General features: G+C 34.0%; 15 protein-coding genes and 1 tRNA gene. 4 read left to right on the top strand and 12 right to left on the bottom strand.

What is annotated here, in order from left to right; genetic code table 11:
- Window positions 1–68 precede the first annotated feature (68 nt).
- Window positions 69–794 carry a UDP-2,3-diacylglucosamine diphosphatase gene (gene lpxH / locus QE177_RS11010; RefSeq protein WP_280549601.1) on the bottom strand — a complete coding sequence of 242 codons (726 nt, stop codon included), beginning with the start codon at window positions 792–794 and terminating at the stop codon, window positions 69–71.
- Between the two features lie 9 nt (window positions 795–803).
- A complete protein-coding gene (ppiB, locus tag QE177_RS11005) occupies window positions 804–1,298 on the bottom strand; it encodes a peptidylprolyl isomerase B (RefSeq protein WP_280549600.1) in 495 nt (164 codons plus the stop codon).
- A gap of 269 nt (window positions 1,299–1,567) precedes the next feature.
- Here ppiB and cysS point away from each other — a divergent pair, with 269 nt between their 5' ends.
- A complete protein-coding gene (cysS, locus tag QE177_RS11000) occupies window positions 1,568–2,959 on the top strand; it encodes a cysteine--tRNA ligase (RefSeq protein ID WP_280552272.1) in 1,392 nt (463 codons plus the stop codon).
- A gap of 341 nt (window positions 2,960–3,300) precedes the next feature.
- On the opposite strand, the gene QE177_RS10995 is transcribed toward cysS, so the two are convergent.
- Window positions 3,301–4,548 carry a glycoside hydrolase family 68 protein gene (locus tag QE177_RS10995; RefSeq protein ID WP_280549598.1) on the bottom strand — a complete coding sequence of 416 codons (1,248 nt, stop codon included), beginning with the start codon at window positions 4,546–4,548 and terminating at the stop codon, window positions 3,301–3,303.
- Between the two features lie 377 nt (window positions 4,549–4,925).
- Here QE177_RS10995 and QE177_RS10990 point away from each other — a divergent pair, with 377 nt between their 5' ends.
- Complete coding sequence (locus QE177_RS10990) at window positions 4,926–5,114, top strand: ogr/Delta-like zinc finger family protein (RefSeq protein ID WP_280549596.1); 189 nt, start codon at window positions 4,926–4,928, stop codon at window positions 5,112–5,114.
- A gap of 131 nt (window positions 5,115–5,245) precedes the next feature.
- Here the strand turns inward: QE177_RS10990 and ybcJ are convergent, their stop codons facing one another.
- Complete coding sequence (ybcJ, locus tag QE177_RS10985; RefSeq protein WP_280549593.1) at window positions 5,246–5,458, bottom strand: ribosome-associated protein YbcJ; 213 nt, start codon at window positions 5,456–5,458, stop codon at window positions 5,246–5,248.
- An 8-nt stretch (window positions 5,459–5,466) separates the two neighbouring features.
- Window positions 5,467–6,339, bottom strand: a complete 873-nt coding sequence (folD, locus tag QE177_RS10980; protein WP_280549591.1) for a bifunctional methylenetetrahydrofolate dehydrogenase/methenyltetrahydrofolate cyclohydrolase FolD — start codon at window positions 6,337–6,339, stop codon at window positions 5,467–5,469.
- A gap of 187 nt (window positions 6,340–6,526) precedes the next feature.
- Between folD and QE177_RS10975 the strand changes: the two genes are divergently transcribed.
- A tRNA-Arg gene (locus tag QE177_RS10975) sits at window positions 6,527–6,603 on the top strand.
- A gap of 1,336 nt (window positions 6,604–7,939) precedes the next feature.
- On the opposite strand, the gene QE177_RS10965 is transcribed toward QE177_RS10975, so the two are convergent.
- Complete coding sequence (locus QE177_RS10965) at window positions 7,940–8,212, bottom strand: hypothetical protein (RefSeq protein ID WP_280549589.1); 273 nt, start codon at window positions 8,210–8,212, stop codon at window positions 7,940–7,942.
- A gap of 1,695 nt (window positions 8,213–9,907) precedes the next feature.
- On the opposite strand from QE177_RS10965, the gene QE177_RS10960 reads away from it, so the two are divergent.
- Window positions 9,908–10,324, top strand: coding sequence for a hypothetical protein (locus QE177_RS10960; RefSeq protein ID WP_280549587.1), 417 nt, complete (start codon window positions 9,908–9,910; stop codon window positions 10,322–10,324).
- An 864-nt stretch (window positions 10,325–11,188) separates the two neighbouring features.
- Here QE177_RS10960 and QE177_RS10955 read toward each other — a convergent pair.
- The 6 genes from QE177_RS10955 to QE177_RS10930 all read right to left on the bottom strand — a co-directional run bounded on the left by QE177_RS10955 (window position 11,189) and on the right by QE177_RS10930 (window position 16,024).
- Complete coding sequence (locus QE177_RS10955; protein WP_280549585.1) at window positions 11,189–11,392, bottom strand: hypothetical protein; 204 nt, start codon at window positions 11,390–11,392, stop codon at window positions 11,189–11,191.
- Window positions 11,393–11,863: 471 nt separating this feature from the next.
- Window positions 11,864–12,052 carry a hypothetical protein gene (locus tag QE177_RS10950; protein ID WP_280549584.1) on the bottom strand — a complete coding sequence of 63 codons (189 nt, stop codon included), beginning with the start codon at window positions 12,050–12,052 and terminating at the stop codon, window positions 11,864–11,866.
- Between the two features lie 927 nt (window positions 12,053–12,979).
- The gene (locus tag QE177_RS10945; protein WP_280549582.1) at window positions 12,980–13,573 is read right to left on the bottom strand and encodes a lipopolysaccharide kinase InaA family protein; all 594 of its coding nucleotides are present in this window, start codon (window positions 13,571–13,573) and stop codon (window positions 12,980–12,982) included.
- A 437-nt stretch (window positions 13,574–14,010) separates the two neighbouring features.
- Complete coding sequence (locus QE177_RS10940; protein ID WP_280549580.1) at window positions 14,011–15,243, bottom strand: MFS transporter; 1,233 nt, start codon at window positions 15,241–15,243, stop codon at window positions 14,011–14,013.
- A gap of 169 nt (window positions 15,244–15,412) precedes the next feature.
- The gene (locus QE177_RS10935; protein WP_280549577.1) at window positions 15,413–15,895 is read right to left on the bottom strand and encodes a type II toxin-antitoxin system YafO family toxin; all 483 of its coding nucleotides are present in this window, start codon (window positions 15,893–15,895) and stop codon (window positions 15,413–15,415) included.
- A 6-nt stretch (window positions 15,896–15,901) separates the two neighbouring features.
- Window positions 15,902–16,024: a hypothetical protein gene (locus tag QE177_RS10930; RefSeq protein WP_280549575.1), complete on the bottom strand. Its 123-nt coding sequence runs from the start codon at window positions 16,022–16,024 to the stop codon at window positions 15,902–15,904.
- Window positions 16,025–16,535: the final 511 nt, after the last annotated feature.

The following is a 16,535-nucleotide window of genomic DNA, read 5'->3' as shown; positions in this document are numbered from 1 at the left end:
ATGGCCAATAAAGAAGGAAAACGTTTGCCTAGTTTTTTCATCGCAGGATTATACTGAGATGGGAAATGTTAATAAAAAGGAAAATGAAGCAACTCAATAGCTTTAGGCGTTATTTTGATCACTGAGCCATTTTGATCCCAGGCACCTAACACTGCTCGGTGTAATATTTTACCATTAACATTAATTTCATGGATCGCCGGACGATGCGTATGGCCGTGGATCATCCAATCGACTTGATATTTCCGAAATTTTTCAATTACCGCTTGTTCATTGACATCTGTAATGTATTCTGGCTTAAGTCGGGTGGCAGATTGGCTATTCTTACGCATTCTTTCAGCGATACGGTGGCGGGTTGATAAGGGAAGCGCTAAAAATAGCCGTTGTAACCAGCGATTATATACTCGTTTTCGATAACGCTGATAGGAAATATCATCAGTACAAAGCGTATCACCATGTAAAATGAGGATATGATGGCCATGTAGTGTTAACACTTTCTCCGCCGGTAATAAGGTCATGCCACTTTCTTTGGCAAATTTTTTACCCAGTAAAAAATCACGATTACCATGAATAAAGTAGCAAGGGACGCCTTTACTTTGTAGTTCTTTGAGTTCCTGCGCTATTGCTTCATGTAGTAGGCTGGGATCATCATCACCGATCCAATAATCAAAAAAATCACCTAAAATATACAAAGCCTTAGCTTGACTCGCTTGTTCGCGTAAGAAATGCAGGAAACCGGCAGTGATAGCCGGCTCTTTTTCACTTAAATGCAAGTCAGCAATAAATAAGATTGCCATAGTTTGTAATTATTCGTTAACTGTTACGCGTTGAATGATAACATCTTTAATTGGTACATCTTGATGTAAGCCACTACGACCTGTATCGACCCCTTTAATTTTATCAACAATATCCATTCCTTCAACCACTTCCCCAAAGACACAATAACCCCAACCACTTTCCTGCTCTGAACGGAAATTTAGAAAGTCGTTGTCGACAACATTAATAAAGAACTGTGCTGTTGCTGAATGGGGATCATTGGTTCTAGCCATCGCAAGAGTGCCACGGTTATTTTTTAAGCCGTTATTCGCTTCATTTTTTATTGGATCCTTAGTCGTTTTTTGCTGCATTCCAGGTTCAAAACCGCCACCTTGGATCATAAAACCATTAATAACGCGATGAAAAATCGTATTATCGTAAAATCCATCACGACAATAGCTTAAAAAATTTTTTACCGTTATTGGCGATTTTTCATCAAAGGTTTTAATGACAATATCGCCAAAATTAGTGTGAAAAGTTACCATAATCACTATCCTGATAAATCGTTATATGTAATGTAAAAATCAAAAGCAAATAATCACAATTTAAAGTAGATCAACTATTTTATACCATATTGGGCTGATTACGTCAGTATTTGTGGAATATTGAATAATTTCCTTGCGCGGCGTAGTTGCATAACTCAGAATATAGGGCTCCAATAGCAATGTTTATTGGTAGCAAGGGCATATTGCATCGCCTTGTGATCAAAGTAAACCATTTACCGCAAGTACCGCTGATGATGGAAAAAGTCTCAATGTTGAAAATTTATAATACACTAAGTCGTCAAAAAGAAGAGTTTAGACCGATTACGCCAGGCAAAATTGGTATGTATGTGTGTGGTGTTACTATTTATGATTTATGCCATATCGGCCATGGCAGAACCTTTGTTGCTTTTGATGTGATTAGTCGTTATTTGCGTTATCTTGGTTATGATTTGACCTATGTACGTAATATCACTGACGTGGATGACAAAATCATCAAGCGGGCCGCAGAAAATAATGAGACATGTGACGCTTTAACATCACGTATGCTGATTGAAATGTATAAAGACTTTGATGCCTTAAATATTTTACGGCCCGACTTTGAACCAAGTGCAACGCATCATATTAAAGAAATTATCGCTTTGACTGAGCGACTACTTAAACGCGGCCATGCTTATATTGCCGATAACGGCGATGTCATGTTCGCTATTAATAGCGATCCGGATTACGGTCTGTTATCCCGCCAAGATCTTGAGCAATTACAAGCAGGGGCGCGTGTTGAAGTCGCTGATGCCAAGCGCAATCCATTGGATTTTGTGTTATGGAAAATGTCCAAACCCAATGAGCCAAGTTGGTCTTCTCCTTGGGGAGATGGGCGACCAGGTTGGCATATTGAATGCTCTGCCATGAATGGTAAACAACTGGGTGAACATTTTGATATTCATGGTGGTGGGGCAGATTTGATGTTTCCGCATCATGAAAATGAAATAGCGCAATCAACCTGTGCTCATGATGGGCCATATGTAAACTATTGGATGCATACTGGAATGGTTATGGTTGATCGGGAGAAAATGTCAAAATCATTAAATAATTTCTTTACCATCCGTGATGTATTGGCGCATTATGATGCCGAAACGGTGCGTTATTTCTTATTATCAGGGCATTATCGTAGTCAATTAAATTATACCGAAGAAAATTTAAAGCAAGCTCGCACATCACTTGAGCGTCTTTATACCGCTTTACGCGATACCGATTCTAATAATGCAAAATCTGCTGATAATGAAATATTTAAGCAGCGTTTTATGGCAGCCATGAATGATGATTTTAATACGCCAGAGGCCTATTCAGTGCTATTTGATTTGGCAAGAGAAATTAATCGATTGAAAGTCGATGATATAGCAATGGCGAATGAGTTAGCCGTACAATTACGTCAATTAGCAAATATATTAGGGTTATTAACGCAAAATCCGGAACAATTCTTACAAAGTCGCGCACAAGTTTCTCACAGTGCTGAAATAGAAAAAATTGAGGCATTAATTAAGCAACGTAATGATGCTCGCAAAAACAAACTCTGGGCACAGGCTGATTCGGCGCGTGATGAACTGACCAGAATGGGTATTATATTAGAAGATAGTCCGCAAGGAACTGTATGGCGTCGTAAGTAAATAGAACATTTCCAGTTAAAATTCAATAGATAATGGAATAGATTATCATACCATTATTAATTTAAACGGTAGCTAACGATTGATGGATAATAATGTTGTTTTATTTGATGTTTAAGATGGTAAAAATAATGGTTCTAATATCTGTTTTTGGCATTGATAATAATCAGAACAATAAGTTTTTATCTGTTTTATAGTGAAATTAAAACCACCATCGGAATAGGTGGTTAAGTATATTAATGAGATTTAATTGTTTTAAAGCCATGCCTCAATATTTATTACTTACTTGATATTTTATAATAAAAAAACAGAGCTAAATTTCACTCAATATAAGTAAATTTGATCTACCTTACCACCACATTTTTTATGGGTGGAATAAAGCCATAATCAAACTGCTTGACGACAAAAGTTCTATTTCCGACAATTTTAATTTGAACTGTCGGCGCTTCGGTACCACCTACACGAAATTTGTCACCACGACCAGGAACATTATCAATAAATGAAGTGACAAGACCATTAGGCATAACATAATGTGAGTAAGTTTGAAATGGTTGGGAAGATGGGTTACCTAACACTAACCCAGAGCCGTTAAGTGGTGTGTAGGGGCCGAATAATGAATCGCTGACAAAACCATAAACACCATCCGGGCCTTTCAAACCATCGGCATAGGTGTATTGATGACTAATAGTAAAAAGATAATATTTTTCATCTTTAAACACAAAATGTGGGCGCTCAGTTTGATCATTCACACCCACGGCAGTGATCAAGGGAGGAAGTATCTCCCAACTATTTCCTGCGCTGTCTTTTGCAACCGCAAAACCAATGCAACCAACCTGATACTTAGCACCACCCACATCCTGAAAACCTGGTGGCACATCGCCCATATCATCGCTAGAAATAATGTGAGAGCCTCTGTCGCCAGCGACATTACCTTCAAAGACCATATAAAGATTGCCATCATTGGGATCAATAAAAGGACAGGGATCGCGGAAATTCCAATACTCATTCTGTTCTTCTGTCTGGTAATAAACACCATCGGCAGAGAAAAGCGAAATAACCTTGTCAAAGCCACTTAGTTTTACACTATTTTTGTCAGTTTGCACTTTACCACTAACTTTAGCAATAGTGGCTCCAGGTGTCACACAAGTATAATAAAGATCAATATCCCCGTTATCGTTTAGTAAAATAGGAGTACCGGCCCATTCACGCTCAGTTGGTGATACACCATCGTTCATTACTCGTCCACCGTATTGCCAACTCTTGCTATCTTTGGCATACCAAAAGCACATGCGAGCTCGACCATGTCGATCATTCCAGTCTTTTACAATATCGTAATTACCATTTTTGTCTTTAAATCGGTCAGGTTGCTTGACTGCCGTAAGCGTAAAAATAATTGACCAACCATTCACTGAAACAATATTGCCGTCAAGATCTCGTAATGGCATGGTATCCCAGATAAACAACTTTTCACTCATAACGGGAAAGTCAATACTGACCTTGGGTTGCGTTGTTGTTGGATCATCGAAATGAACCTTAAGTGCATCAGCTCGAGTCCAACAACTAGTAATAACCCTGTCTCTTAATATGTCCATGATTTAATTTAATCTCCTTTCTTTATAGGAGTCTTTAATTTAACAATAAAAAAATAAATATTTAACGTTAAAAAAATCTGTCGTCAACCACACAACAAAAAAGGATAAAAACGCCCGTTTGTTGCTTAAAATAAGCCAACCGTAAGTAGTGATGTAGGTAGTGGTAACTATCTTGAAATATCAAATAATCAACAAAAAATAACAAAAAATAGATGGTTCTTATTATCTAACCTTGGTATAACGAACTGATGTTCCATTTTTCAATGGATATTAATTTGAATAGTGTTAATACTGAAGTAAAAGGTAGAGATTTATAACGAAAACAGATCATTTTACCTCTAAATGAATTATACAATCTTAAGTTTTAGGAGGTGTATATGATGCGTTGCCCAGTTTGTAAAAATAACGCTCATATTAGAACGAGCCGTTACTTAACTAATAAAACAAAGGAATCTTATTATCAATGTCAAAACATAAGATGTTCTTGTACCTTTAAAACATTAGAAAGTTTAGCCAGAATAATTTCTGCCCCAGAAACAGAAGAAAATATTTCCATTGTTATCTGATAAGAATAATATTATAAAATATTTATTCATTAGCTTTAAAAGCAGCAAGACATTATTTAAAAACGAATGAAGTTTAAGCAAAAATTTAGCCCCGTTATAAGGGGCATTGTTAATTTTTTTATAACTAATGATTACTCTTTAACTATGACGCAGTTATTAGCTAAAGTGACAATATTATTTTGGCTAATTTTACAGCGTTTGCGGGTTTCAACTTCACCATCAACTTTTACCTCACCTTGGGCAATAAGCGCTTTGGCTGCGGCTCCACTTTCGACCCAACCTTGCAATTTTAATAAATCACATAATTTAATATAGGGTTGGCCATCAAGATGAAAAATTTCCATTTTATCGCCTATGGGTAAGTATTCTGAATATCATGATATTCCTCACAAGCTTGTAAGGTATTTTGCATTAGTGTAGCCACCGTCATTGGGCCAACACCACCAGGTACAGGGGTGATCCAACTAGCGCGTTGTTGTGCTTCTTGATAACAGACATCGCCGGTGACTTTTCCATTTTCTAGCCGATTAATGCCCACATCCATAACAATCGCACCAGGTTTTATCCATTCACCGGGAATAAAATTTGCTTTACCAATAGCCACGACTAGCAAATCAGCTTGCTCTACATGATGACGTAAATTAGTGGTAAAACGGTGGGCAACGGTAGTTGTACAACCGGCAAGTAGCAATTCCAGACTCATAGGACGGCCTACGATATTTGAAGCACCAACAATAACCGCATTTAAACCAAGAAGATTAATTTGGTAGCGTTCAAGTAAGGTAATAATACCGCGAGGTGTGCAAGGTCGTAATCTTGGGGCACGTTGACAAAGGCGACCTATGTTATAAGGATGAAAACCGTCAACATCTTTATCAGGATGGATATGCTCTAATATCTTGATATAGTCAATAGTCTTAGGTAGCGGTAATTGAACCAGGATCCCATCAATTGCCTTATCGTTATTAAGTTGATCAATTAATTGTAAAAGTTCAGACTCGGTGGTTTTTTCCGCTAAATCGTATGAGCGAGAAATAAAGCCAACCGCTTCACAAGTGCGACGTTTACTGTTGACGTAGATCTGTGAAGCCGCATCATTACCGACCAAAATGACTGCAAGTCCGGGAGCTCGCTTGCCTAGTGAAAGTCTCAATTTAACTTTTTCGGCTACTTCCTGTCTGATTGTTTCGGAAATCATTTTTCCATCAATAATTTTTGCTGACATTTATTTAGTTAATCCATAAAAACATTGCGATATTGCTATTTTGTCAGAAGAAAGCGATGCTGTCAGTTTTATTAGTAGCCAGAAAATGAGCAGATAGATCATTTGTCACTGAAAAGACGTTGACTCAGTGCTCAGCAACCGTATAATCCAACGACATTATTTTATTATTGAATCAGCCTTTTTCTATGCGCCCTTAGCTCAGCTGGATAGAGCAACGGCCTTCTAAGCCGTAGGTCACAGGTTCGAATCCTGTAGGGCGTGCCAGTTATTTCAATGGGTTACATCAAAAATAAATAGATTGATGATTAACGCAGGTCAAGTAATGGGTCAAGTTACTGGCTTTGTTTTTCACTTCTAACTCATTCATCGTCTATATTTTCTGGCCAACCGAGAAATGTTCCATTTTTTGTTTTTTCTGGCCTTGGAAATTCATTTCTGATTGCATACATGCGCCAGAGTGTCGTTTTGCTTTTGCCCGTTAGTTTGTAACATTTCATTACGTTTTATGTAGTTAATAGACATATCTCACCTCACACAATTTTCATATGTTAATCAAATTATTTTTTGTTTAATTAAATATTGGCTGTTCTTACTAAGACATAGGAAAAAATAATACATAGGAAAAATAGTGTTTTATGTTAAACAACTATTAAGGCTTTAGTTCATGGTATTTAAGGGTAACAAGAAAAGGACAATCGGTTTTTTAAATCTGGCCTAAATAAATACTGACAATCGTTAGATCCTTTTTTATTTTAACCACACATAAGGTCACTAACACTGAGTTTCCTTTGTTATCCATCTAGGTATGTAAGGTAAGTATTAATGGCCCTATGTGTAATAAAAAAGCGGTTAAATGGAACAGATAATTTTACATTTTTGTTTCGATGTCTCTTGGCCCAAGTGTTTTATCATGGAAAAGTTATATATTAAATTTCCTTTCTGTCGGCCAGTATCATGATATAGGCTATTCCATCCAGGCCAGGGTTATGCGCTATTTTTTTTTATTAGTTCTTCTTTAGTATTAGAAAATATTTTCTTTTGATATGAACTCATAATTGCACCAAGAAAAAAGTCAGACATTTGTATATTTTCTGAAGTTTTTGGATCATTTGTCACAACTGAATTAATAATATTTTCTGCCAAATTTCTGATATAAAACGTTATTAGCAATAGCATAAATCGCCATACTAGCCTCAGTATTACTCACGTTTTTATATAATCATTACGCTCAACTGAAATATCAATATAATCAGTTGAGGGATGAATTCGATAAGTGACAGAACTTAAGATTAGTTATTTAAAAGAACTGAAATTACTGCATTAACTGGATACTATAAGGACACAGGAACTGACTCATGCGAAAGCTGAAATTACTAAGCTTGCTAACAACTTGCATAATGGTACTAAGTAGTTGAATGTAAAAGCAGCATGTGCAAAGTCCGACAATATTACCGCTACCAACAGCGTGGATGATGTAAAACTACTCGATAGGCGCCTGACGCTGAGCGAAATTATCTCCGTCTCAGACGTCAGCTTGAAACCTTAGAAACTTAGTATTTTGGTTAAGGGAAAGACCGGGCGAGATTTATAAGCAAAAAAATTAATCTGAAAAATGCATGCTATCATTTTTATCTATATTGGTTTTTTTTACAAGGGTTGGACTACATACCTTAAATTCTTTTTCTGCGTAGGATATATTTCTACAAATATCTTGCCATTCGCAGTGTTCTTTTTCCCATTGATTTCTAGCATTTTCCTCTTCAGCAGTCCTTGCAATTAAAAGATTCGCTGAATTGCATTTAAATTGCGCGATAGAAAGTGAGCTAAATCCTAAAAGCGACGTAATAGTCAATACTTTGAATAATGATTTCATAATTGTTCCTTCGGAAGTAAATAATAATCATTATTAGTATTTATACTTATTATTAACAATTCAATAACATTTGTGTAAATGCAACAAAATAACAAAAAATAGATTTTTTTAATTTTTTATATAAGTGTTCACACTAATTGGACTTAATCGATATTAATAGACATTAATGTGGGTGATGTCAGACCACCTAATTGGCGGCTGACGCTGAGTGAAATAATCGCCGTCTCAGACGTCAGCTCGAAACCTTAGAGCCGCAGTTTTTGCGTTTCGATAAAGGATAAAAGAAATTTATAGATCGATAAACGAATTTGAAAAAGTAAATTTATCCATACGTATTGAATGTATTTATTTCATTTGAAGTTTGGGATGTAGAGTCGTTTGATGGTGGCAGACAGTTTTCTTTGTACCATTGTGCGTCAGCTTTCATTTCTTCAGCACTTTTTCCTTGTAAAGTATGTACATCACATTGCCAGGGTCTATTGGTATCAGCAATAGGAAAATGAGCTAAACCCAAAAAACGATATAACAATAGCTGTTTTAAGTAATAATTTCATAATTTATTCTCTAAAGATATATAAGAAGCATTAATAATAGCTAATAAAATTAACATTTCAATAACATTATAATTAATTAAAATTTTTAATTTTAAATCAATATATTGGCGCCATCGTGCAGGACACAAGAGCCATCCAATAGGCGTTGTGGAAGACTTTCGTCATCGATAGCAGTAATGGTTATAAGTGAAACTATCAGCTATTACTGCAAATCAAAAACATCACAATACGGTAAAATGATGGCCAACTGCCTTGAGGTCGCTAAGAAGTGGGCGGTATGGTATCTGGTAAAAAATAAATCAATTATCATCTTGCAAAATAATGTCATAGAGTTGGCCCTTAGTGTCAAATGTATAACAATGGCGTTTACTATCTTCCTTGTTGACAACGATATTCTGACAAACATATATCGGTGTAGGTGTAGCCATCGCGTGGCAAATACTGATAAAGCTAAAAGCCAGAAAAAATACAATCAATATTTTGAGTAATTTGTTCGTCGTTTATTTTTCATGGGTAAGTGAAAAGTATTAATTATAACACCTTGCATAATTAATATTTAAATAACATTCGTGTAAATAAATAAAATTTCTATAAAAGTGCAATTAATAGAATTTTATATAAATATGTAGCAAAAATACCGCTAATTTATTAATACAATTAGTAAAAATGTATCATCTGACGATAAATCTCATGCTACGCTGAAACCTCCGCTCCTACTATAAAAGCGGTTAGTCTAAGACAGACAACCACCGAACGCAGTAGCTATTTTGAAGTAAATCGAAATTAAGGATGGAAAAGCTATCACTATGGCAGGCACGCCGGGAAAATCGAGTCGTCGCCCAAAACTGATAGTCAAAAAAAGCTGGCAGGCAATCCAGGTAAACCTGAGCTAAAAAATGATGAACCGGTTTCCAGTCGGCTAAAAGCAGTAGATTTTTCTGATTGGTTTATAGAAAACAAGATGGCACTGGCATGATTGGTGCAATAGGTAAGCCAATAAAAACCAATTTTGGTTGAACACTACACAGAATATAGATAGGGTAATACTGTATAAATGAAACAATTTATTTAATTAAAATTAATTTGTTTTAAATTATAAAGAATACAAGTTTAACATCAGAGAATTAGTAGGTATTTAATCATGAGTTTATCTATTGGAAATAGTTTTTTTATAAGAGAAAAGATCAGTATTGGAGATATTAAAGAAATACAAAAAAATAATTCACCAATTCAATTAACTTTATGGGAAAAAATAAAAGATTTCTTTTTTTCTACGGGAAAAGAAAAAGCATATTCTTGTATAGCAAAATTAAATAACGCTCTAACAGAATTAAATTCTATAGAAGCAAAAAAACATTTTTTGACATTAAAAGATTTAGCCTCTGAAGAACATAAAAACCATTTTCTAGAATATTGCTACCATGATAATTATGGCGAAAAAATTAAAGTTTTTGAGTTAAAAGATAATAGATGGGAAACTATAATAAAATTTGATTATTCAAGTGATGAAAATTTTTTTTCATATCGTGTTTTGGATGTAAAAATAACTAACCTATAAATTCCCCAAACGATTACTGGCTAAAAGTAAAATTATTTGAGCCTGTCGCTATATGAAATTGATTATAGCGACAGCGTTTTCTTAGGCTATTTTAACAATAAAGATATTCCTTATTTAACGAATACTTAGAGTAGTTTTGGCGTGATCAATATAAGCATTAAAAACTAAGATAAAATATAGCAAAAAGATTTAATAAAGATTAAATAACTAATTTTATCGAAGCTGACTAATAACTTTTTACCTGGGTTAGTATAAAGAGCCTTAGCTATATTATGGTGGGAAAAATTAGAAACCAGTACTCGCCAGTATGATGTACTATATATTGATTTATGCAAGCACCTATTAACATGTGAGTGAGAAAAGATGCCATATTTCTATCAATCATAAGATAAATCAGCTCATTTCTCAGCTGTAGAGCACAGCTTCCAATCCTGTCTGGCATGCCAGTTAATTCATGGATCATATTAAAAAATAAATAAATTGTTTATTAACGCCGCAAGTTAAGTGACTGGCTATGTTTTTCACATTTAACCCATTCATAGTATAAGGTTTTTGTAACCAACTAAAAATGTTTCATCGGTTGCTTGTCGAAGCCATACATGCAAAGACTAACCCGTGGATGATACAAGACTCAATCGATTCTTGCCTGGTGCTGAACGAAATTATTTTCGTCTCAGAACTCAGTTCTAAATTTTAAAGGTATGGTTGTTAGGGGGGAGAGGTTTATTAGCAAAAAAATAATTATCTATTTGTTTTAAAGAGATTGGTAAATAGCAAGGTATTTGCTAAGCGGTGATTTAAGGTTACCTATTCTATTATGAAGAGGCAACCTTAATATATGCTTTATAAAAAACAGCAATACTCTTACATTCTTGGCGCTATAGATTGTAGTTCATTATTTTCGTCTACAAAATAGTCAGTTATAAGGGGTTCTGATTTGATTCCGCCTGGAAAGTCTACTTTTCCGAAATCAATTTTATCATCAGATGAATTTACATCTTGAGCGAACGAATAAGCACTCAACCCTAGAATAAATGCCGCAGTAAATATTTTAAATAATCTATTCATAATTTATCCCTTAACTATTAATGAAAATCATTATAAATATTAACCTTAATAATTAACAACTCAATAACATTAATGTAAATGCAATAAAATATTATAAATAGAATATTTTTTATTTTTTTATATAATATTTCACACAATTGGTGTGAAATATTATCTACTAGATATCAAAAAAAAGTTTTCTTAAACTAAATATTTAGTAGTCCGATTTTGAATTGGGGAAAAACGTGAGAGAGGTTTATAAAAAAATAATTTCCTAAACGCTAGTAAGAAACAAAATAGATTTATATTTGGTAAAATAGCTGCGGTTTATTATTTACCTCTTCCTAATGTGAAGAGGTATGTTTATTTAGCTGTTGTGCTAAGAACGAAAGACGAAAACTTGTTTCGTAATTTCTATTGGTCGATACAAAGTGTGTAGGATTATCGTTACTGGTGTAACATCATTTCGTAGCTATGCAAATTGGCTCATGATCAATATGCTTCAGGTAAATAAGCTTTAATTAAATTGGTTTCAGGAAAATGTGCTTCAGGTAAATGTGCTTCAATCAAACCTTCATAACTCATATCTCTCGGTATAGTCTCATCATTATTATCTGCTAAAGAAAGAAAGCTAAGTACTAAAAGTGAGATGATAGTTAATGCCTTGAATATCAATTTCATAATTTATCCTTTCATTATTAAATAAAAAATATTTAAAATTAATTACAAAATACTTTTTGCCACTTTGCTACTGTTGAAAATGAAAATTACTTAGCATTAGGCAAACCATCAATGATGTAGTTTACAGGCGTACATTTACTAGGGCTGTCAAAACGTATAAAACATTTTTTGGTTGGCTTTTTATTTGTATCAGTCGTGACATTGTTATCTTCTGCTGATGATAAATAACTAAATGTTAGAAAAACTGTAACAATAACAATTTTGCATAAAGATTTCATATTTTATTTTCCAAACGTAAATAAGAATAACTAACAATAGTTAATTTATGTAGTAACTCAATAGTATTAGTGTAAAGGCAATAAAATTGTGTAGAGATGTCTGTATTGTATTTTTTATATAAGTTTTCACACAATTAGTGTTAAAAATTATTGACTAGATATTAAACAGAAGTTTTCTTAATACTAAATATAAATAAAGGATAAATCTCATGTTAACTCGCATTGGCTGTGCCTGTGGTAAACACGGTTGCGCTAAGACAACTGTTGAATGCACTGGTTATTATAAGGCATACTAAATCGGGTTAGCAAAACCATTTATAAGCTAAAAAGTTATTATCAACGCGGTTATTAGACAAGGTGGGAGAAATTACCCGCATTAATGTAGTGGTTGAAAAGAAAACGATCAAAGAATGGCGATAAGGTAAAAGCAAGAGTTTAACCAAACCTATTGGTGGAGACCGCAGGCTGTGACACCTAATTTTTGAGGGGATACTAATGGTTGAGGTATTATTAGGTTTTATTGCTGTTGTTAATGTTCTAACACTTTAGTATGAAAGTTGGTTGAATTGATATTGTAAATCGCTGAAAGCAGTTTTGTTATTGCTTATACTCAGCGAGATTGATAGGGATTATTTTGATTTTTGGTAGGTTAGTATGTATGTTCGATAATATACTTAAGTGCCCAATCATACATCATTTCTGAAACACTATTTATTGAGTTTTTGATGTTTTTGCTTCCACTGTGATACGTTTCACGCCCGTTAGAAAAATCTATTGGATAAAAGGTATTTGTTTCTTTATCATAAAGAATGTTTTTAAAGTTTAAATCAACATGCATAATGCCTGCATCCCCTAAATCGCAAATCATATGCTGAAAGCGCTCCTGCGCACTGGGTGGAAATATTTTATCATCAATGCTACTAATTGGTACTCCAGGTACTTTATACATTCTAATATAAAATATACCATCATTTTCTATTAAAGCCGCTGATCCTTCGCCATAATATTTATTAAAACAGTCTACCTGTTCTCTCATTTTGGATTCTATATAGCTATCATTAATATACGGTTTTTTTATATAAAAATGTTTATTATTGGCATCTTGATATACTTTTCCCTCTGTACCACTTCCCATTAACTTTCCTAGTTTAATATTTTTATTTTCTATATCATTTTTTTCTAATAATGCAGCAGATATACTGAATTTATTATGATGGAAAATATTTAATACTTTATTGAACATGCATTCACCAATAATATATATTTATATTGTCTTTAATAGAAAATAATCATAACAGATATTTTTTATGAAAAGAATTTGTTTTATTTGTTAATTAACATTATTTCAATTGATGCATAATCATAATTTATGTGTAAATTATTGGTGATTTTTGCAATGGTGTAATTAAATTTAATAGCGGCGATTAATCGTAGGATGTGATGCCTAATTTTTGAGAAGTTACTATGTATTCGTTAGGTTTTATTATTAATTGGATTAAATTAATGTCTAAATTTAGAGTATTTTTATTAGTTTTAAATTTTGTCGTTATATTTCTTAATACTAAAAATTTATGTTGGTTGTCTAGTTCATTGAAGAATAAATTAGCGTAATTGTTGGTTATAAAAATATCATTAGCCACAGCTGCATGCAGTTGTGGCTATCCGAATAAGTGAAAATCGTCAGAGTTGTTTAATTGTGGATGCTTCTTCTTTTTGGGGGAGTTTGTAAGTAAAAAATATGACTAACAGCAACCAGCATAAGCCGCAAAATAAATTTAGCAGATTAAAAGCACTTGCATCTCTCCATAGATAAACTATTTTGGCAAGCTCTATGCCTAATATAAATATTACCATGTTAATGATGCCCATAGCGGCAGAAACAGTGCCTTTGCTAACATCACTGGAAAATAAAGTGAGTCGGATTAGACAGGCGTTAGTCATACCAAGCCCGAAGGCATATATAGATAGACCTATTGTTATCCATAGGTAAGTGCCTGATGAGAAAAATGCTGAACTTGTCGCAATAATTAAACCAAAGATTATCGGTTTACCACCAAATTTAATCAGTTGAACTAAGGTTTTTTTCCCAGTTAAATGGCTTAGTGTTAGGTTACCAATAATTAATCCACCAAAAACCGGTATTTGTAACAGCGCGTAGGTGAGCATTGACAGCTGTTCTCCACTGATAAGAATAACGGGGGAAAGCGCTATCCAGGCAAGGAGCGGTACGGCGGCAAATCCTATCGCCAGTGCGCCGCTGATAAAACGTCGGTTTTTTAACACTTGTTTATAATCACACCATAGATGGGGAAAAGATAATGCTTCCCCTTTTTGCTTTACTGTTTCCGGCATGAAGAAAAACAAACCGACAAATGAGATCAACGCTAAAACAGCAAAAATAACAAATATGCCTTGCCAGGGAAGGATATTAATTAATGTAGCACCGGCCAATGGCCCTAATAAAGGGGCAATCAAAGCTACATTGGCCATTAGCGCAATAATTTTAACGCAGACTGTTTCGTTAAATGCCTCTTGAATAGTTGCATAGCCAACTGAACCAATAAAGCATAGCCCTATGCCTTGTAAGAATCGCATGGCAATAAACTGCTCGATATTCGAAACGAGTAAAATGGCTAAACAACTAATAGTAAAGAACAAGACGCCAATAAGCATAATGGGACGTCGACCACGTTTATCTGATAACGGTCCAAATAGCCATTGTAAGAAGACGCCCCCGGCTAGATAAGCGGTCATGGAAGTGGGGATCCATTTTACGCTAGCATTAAAATTTGCTACCACTTCTAACATGGCGGGTTGGATCATATCATTAGCGATATACACGCTAAATTCAAATAAGGTTAAACTTAACGGAAAGAGTATACGTTCAGACTTTGACAAACAGGATGTGTGCATGAATTTATTCTTATTAAAATAGATAACCGTATTGCTCGATTTGAGCATTGATACGATAGTCAATAACGGATTGGAGTAATTTTATTTCAATTAGTATATCAAAATCTAGGTTCTTTTATCGTCCAGTAGATCAAGGTAAGCACGGGATTTTGATGTTATTAGCACTATATCAGATATTTTGCAGCCGAAATTGTTTAGCAATAGCGACCCATTTTAGAATTTGTTTGTTATTTTCTATTAAGGTATGTGCTTTGTCATACACTAAATCAATAATATAAAAGTGATGGACACCAATTTTGTCAATAAAGTAGGAATAAACAATGAATGAATCACTTGTGCTATTCCATTGCACTAGCTTACCGCCGTCATCTTGCCAGATACAATTTTCTTGCCACAGATGAGTATGATGTAACTCTTCGTGCCTGGCAGAGTGAGGCCTTTCCATTGGTTTATCTCTGCCAATAGTCTCAATATGAGAGGGATGTTTCAGTTGGATATGGTACGGGGGGATAGGAATATCATCAAACTCAATACACTTTTGTTTATATTCTTCGAATTCAGTGATAAATAATTCTGCGATAGGACCTAAATTAACAACGAGATCTGATAAAATTTTCTTTACATGAAAGCTTCGGGTTATTTTTACTGCCATTAATTCCTATCTCACTTTTTCCATTTCCTTTGCTGCTATTTTAAAAGCATCAGACATAGCCTTTTTATATTCAGCAGAACGCTTAATAGTTTTACGAACTTTCTTATCTTTTTCCTGTTCTTGCGACATAGTCTACCTCTATTTATCACTGTATGCGATTCAAGTTTTACTAGTAAATCTTTACCTTGATTCTATTGTTAACAAGTCGATTCTTAAATAGCTATTTATTGTTATATGAGAACGTTATTTGCGCATTATTACTTTAAGTATAACTATTATTCTTTTAGTTATATGTTAGGCCGTTTTTTATACTAAAAATTTCTTTAAAATGTAATTATTATTCACTCAGCTATAGTTTAGAACACATTTTAGCCAAAAAATTCCTCAAGATGTAAAGTGTTTTACTTTACCTAATATACTAAAAATAACTATGGTTGTAAAAAAACAAGATTTACTTTTGTTTATAAATAAATATACAAGCGCCCCTTAGGTGCTTTAACCCATTATGGATTATTTGTTTAACGCTTTAATGATATAGGCAAAATACGTCCTGATTTTGGCATCATTTTTTTAGTTTCTGCAGGATAGTATTTTTCATTGCGTTAAGCTCAATCAAAGCAGCGCTGACATATCTGTTACT

Source organism: Arsenophonus sp. aPb (assembly GCF_029873475.1).
Classification (GTDB): Bacteria; Pseudomonadota; Gammaproteobacteria; order Enterobacterales; family Enterobacteriaceae; genus Arsenophonus.
Note: the sequence above shows the minus strand (reverse complement) of the source record. Positions and strands in the feature narration are given on the sequence as shown.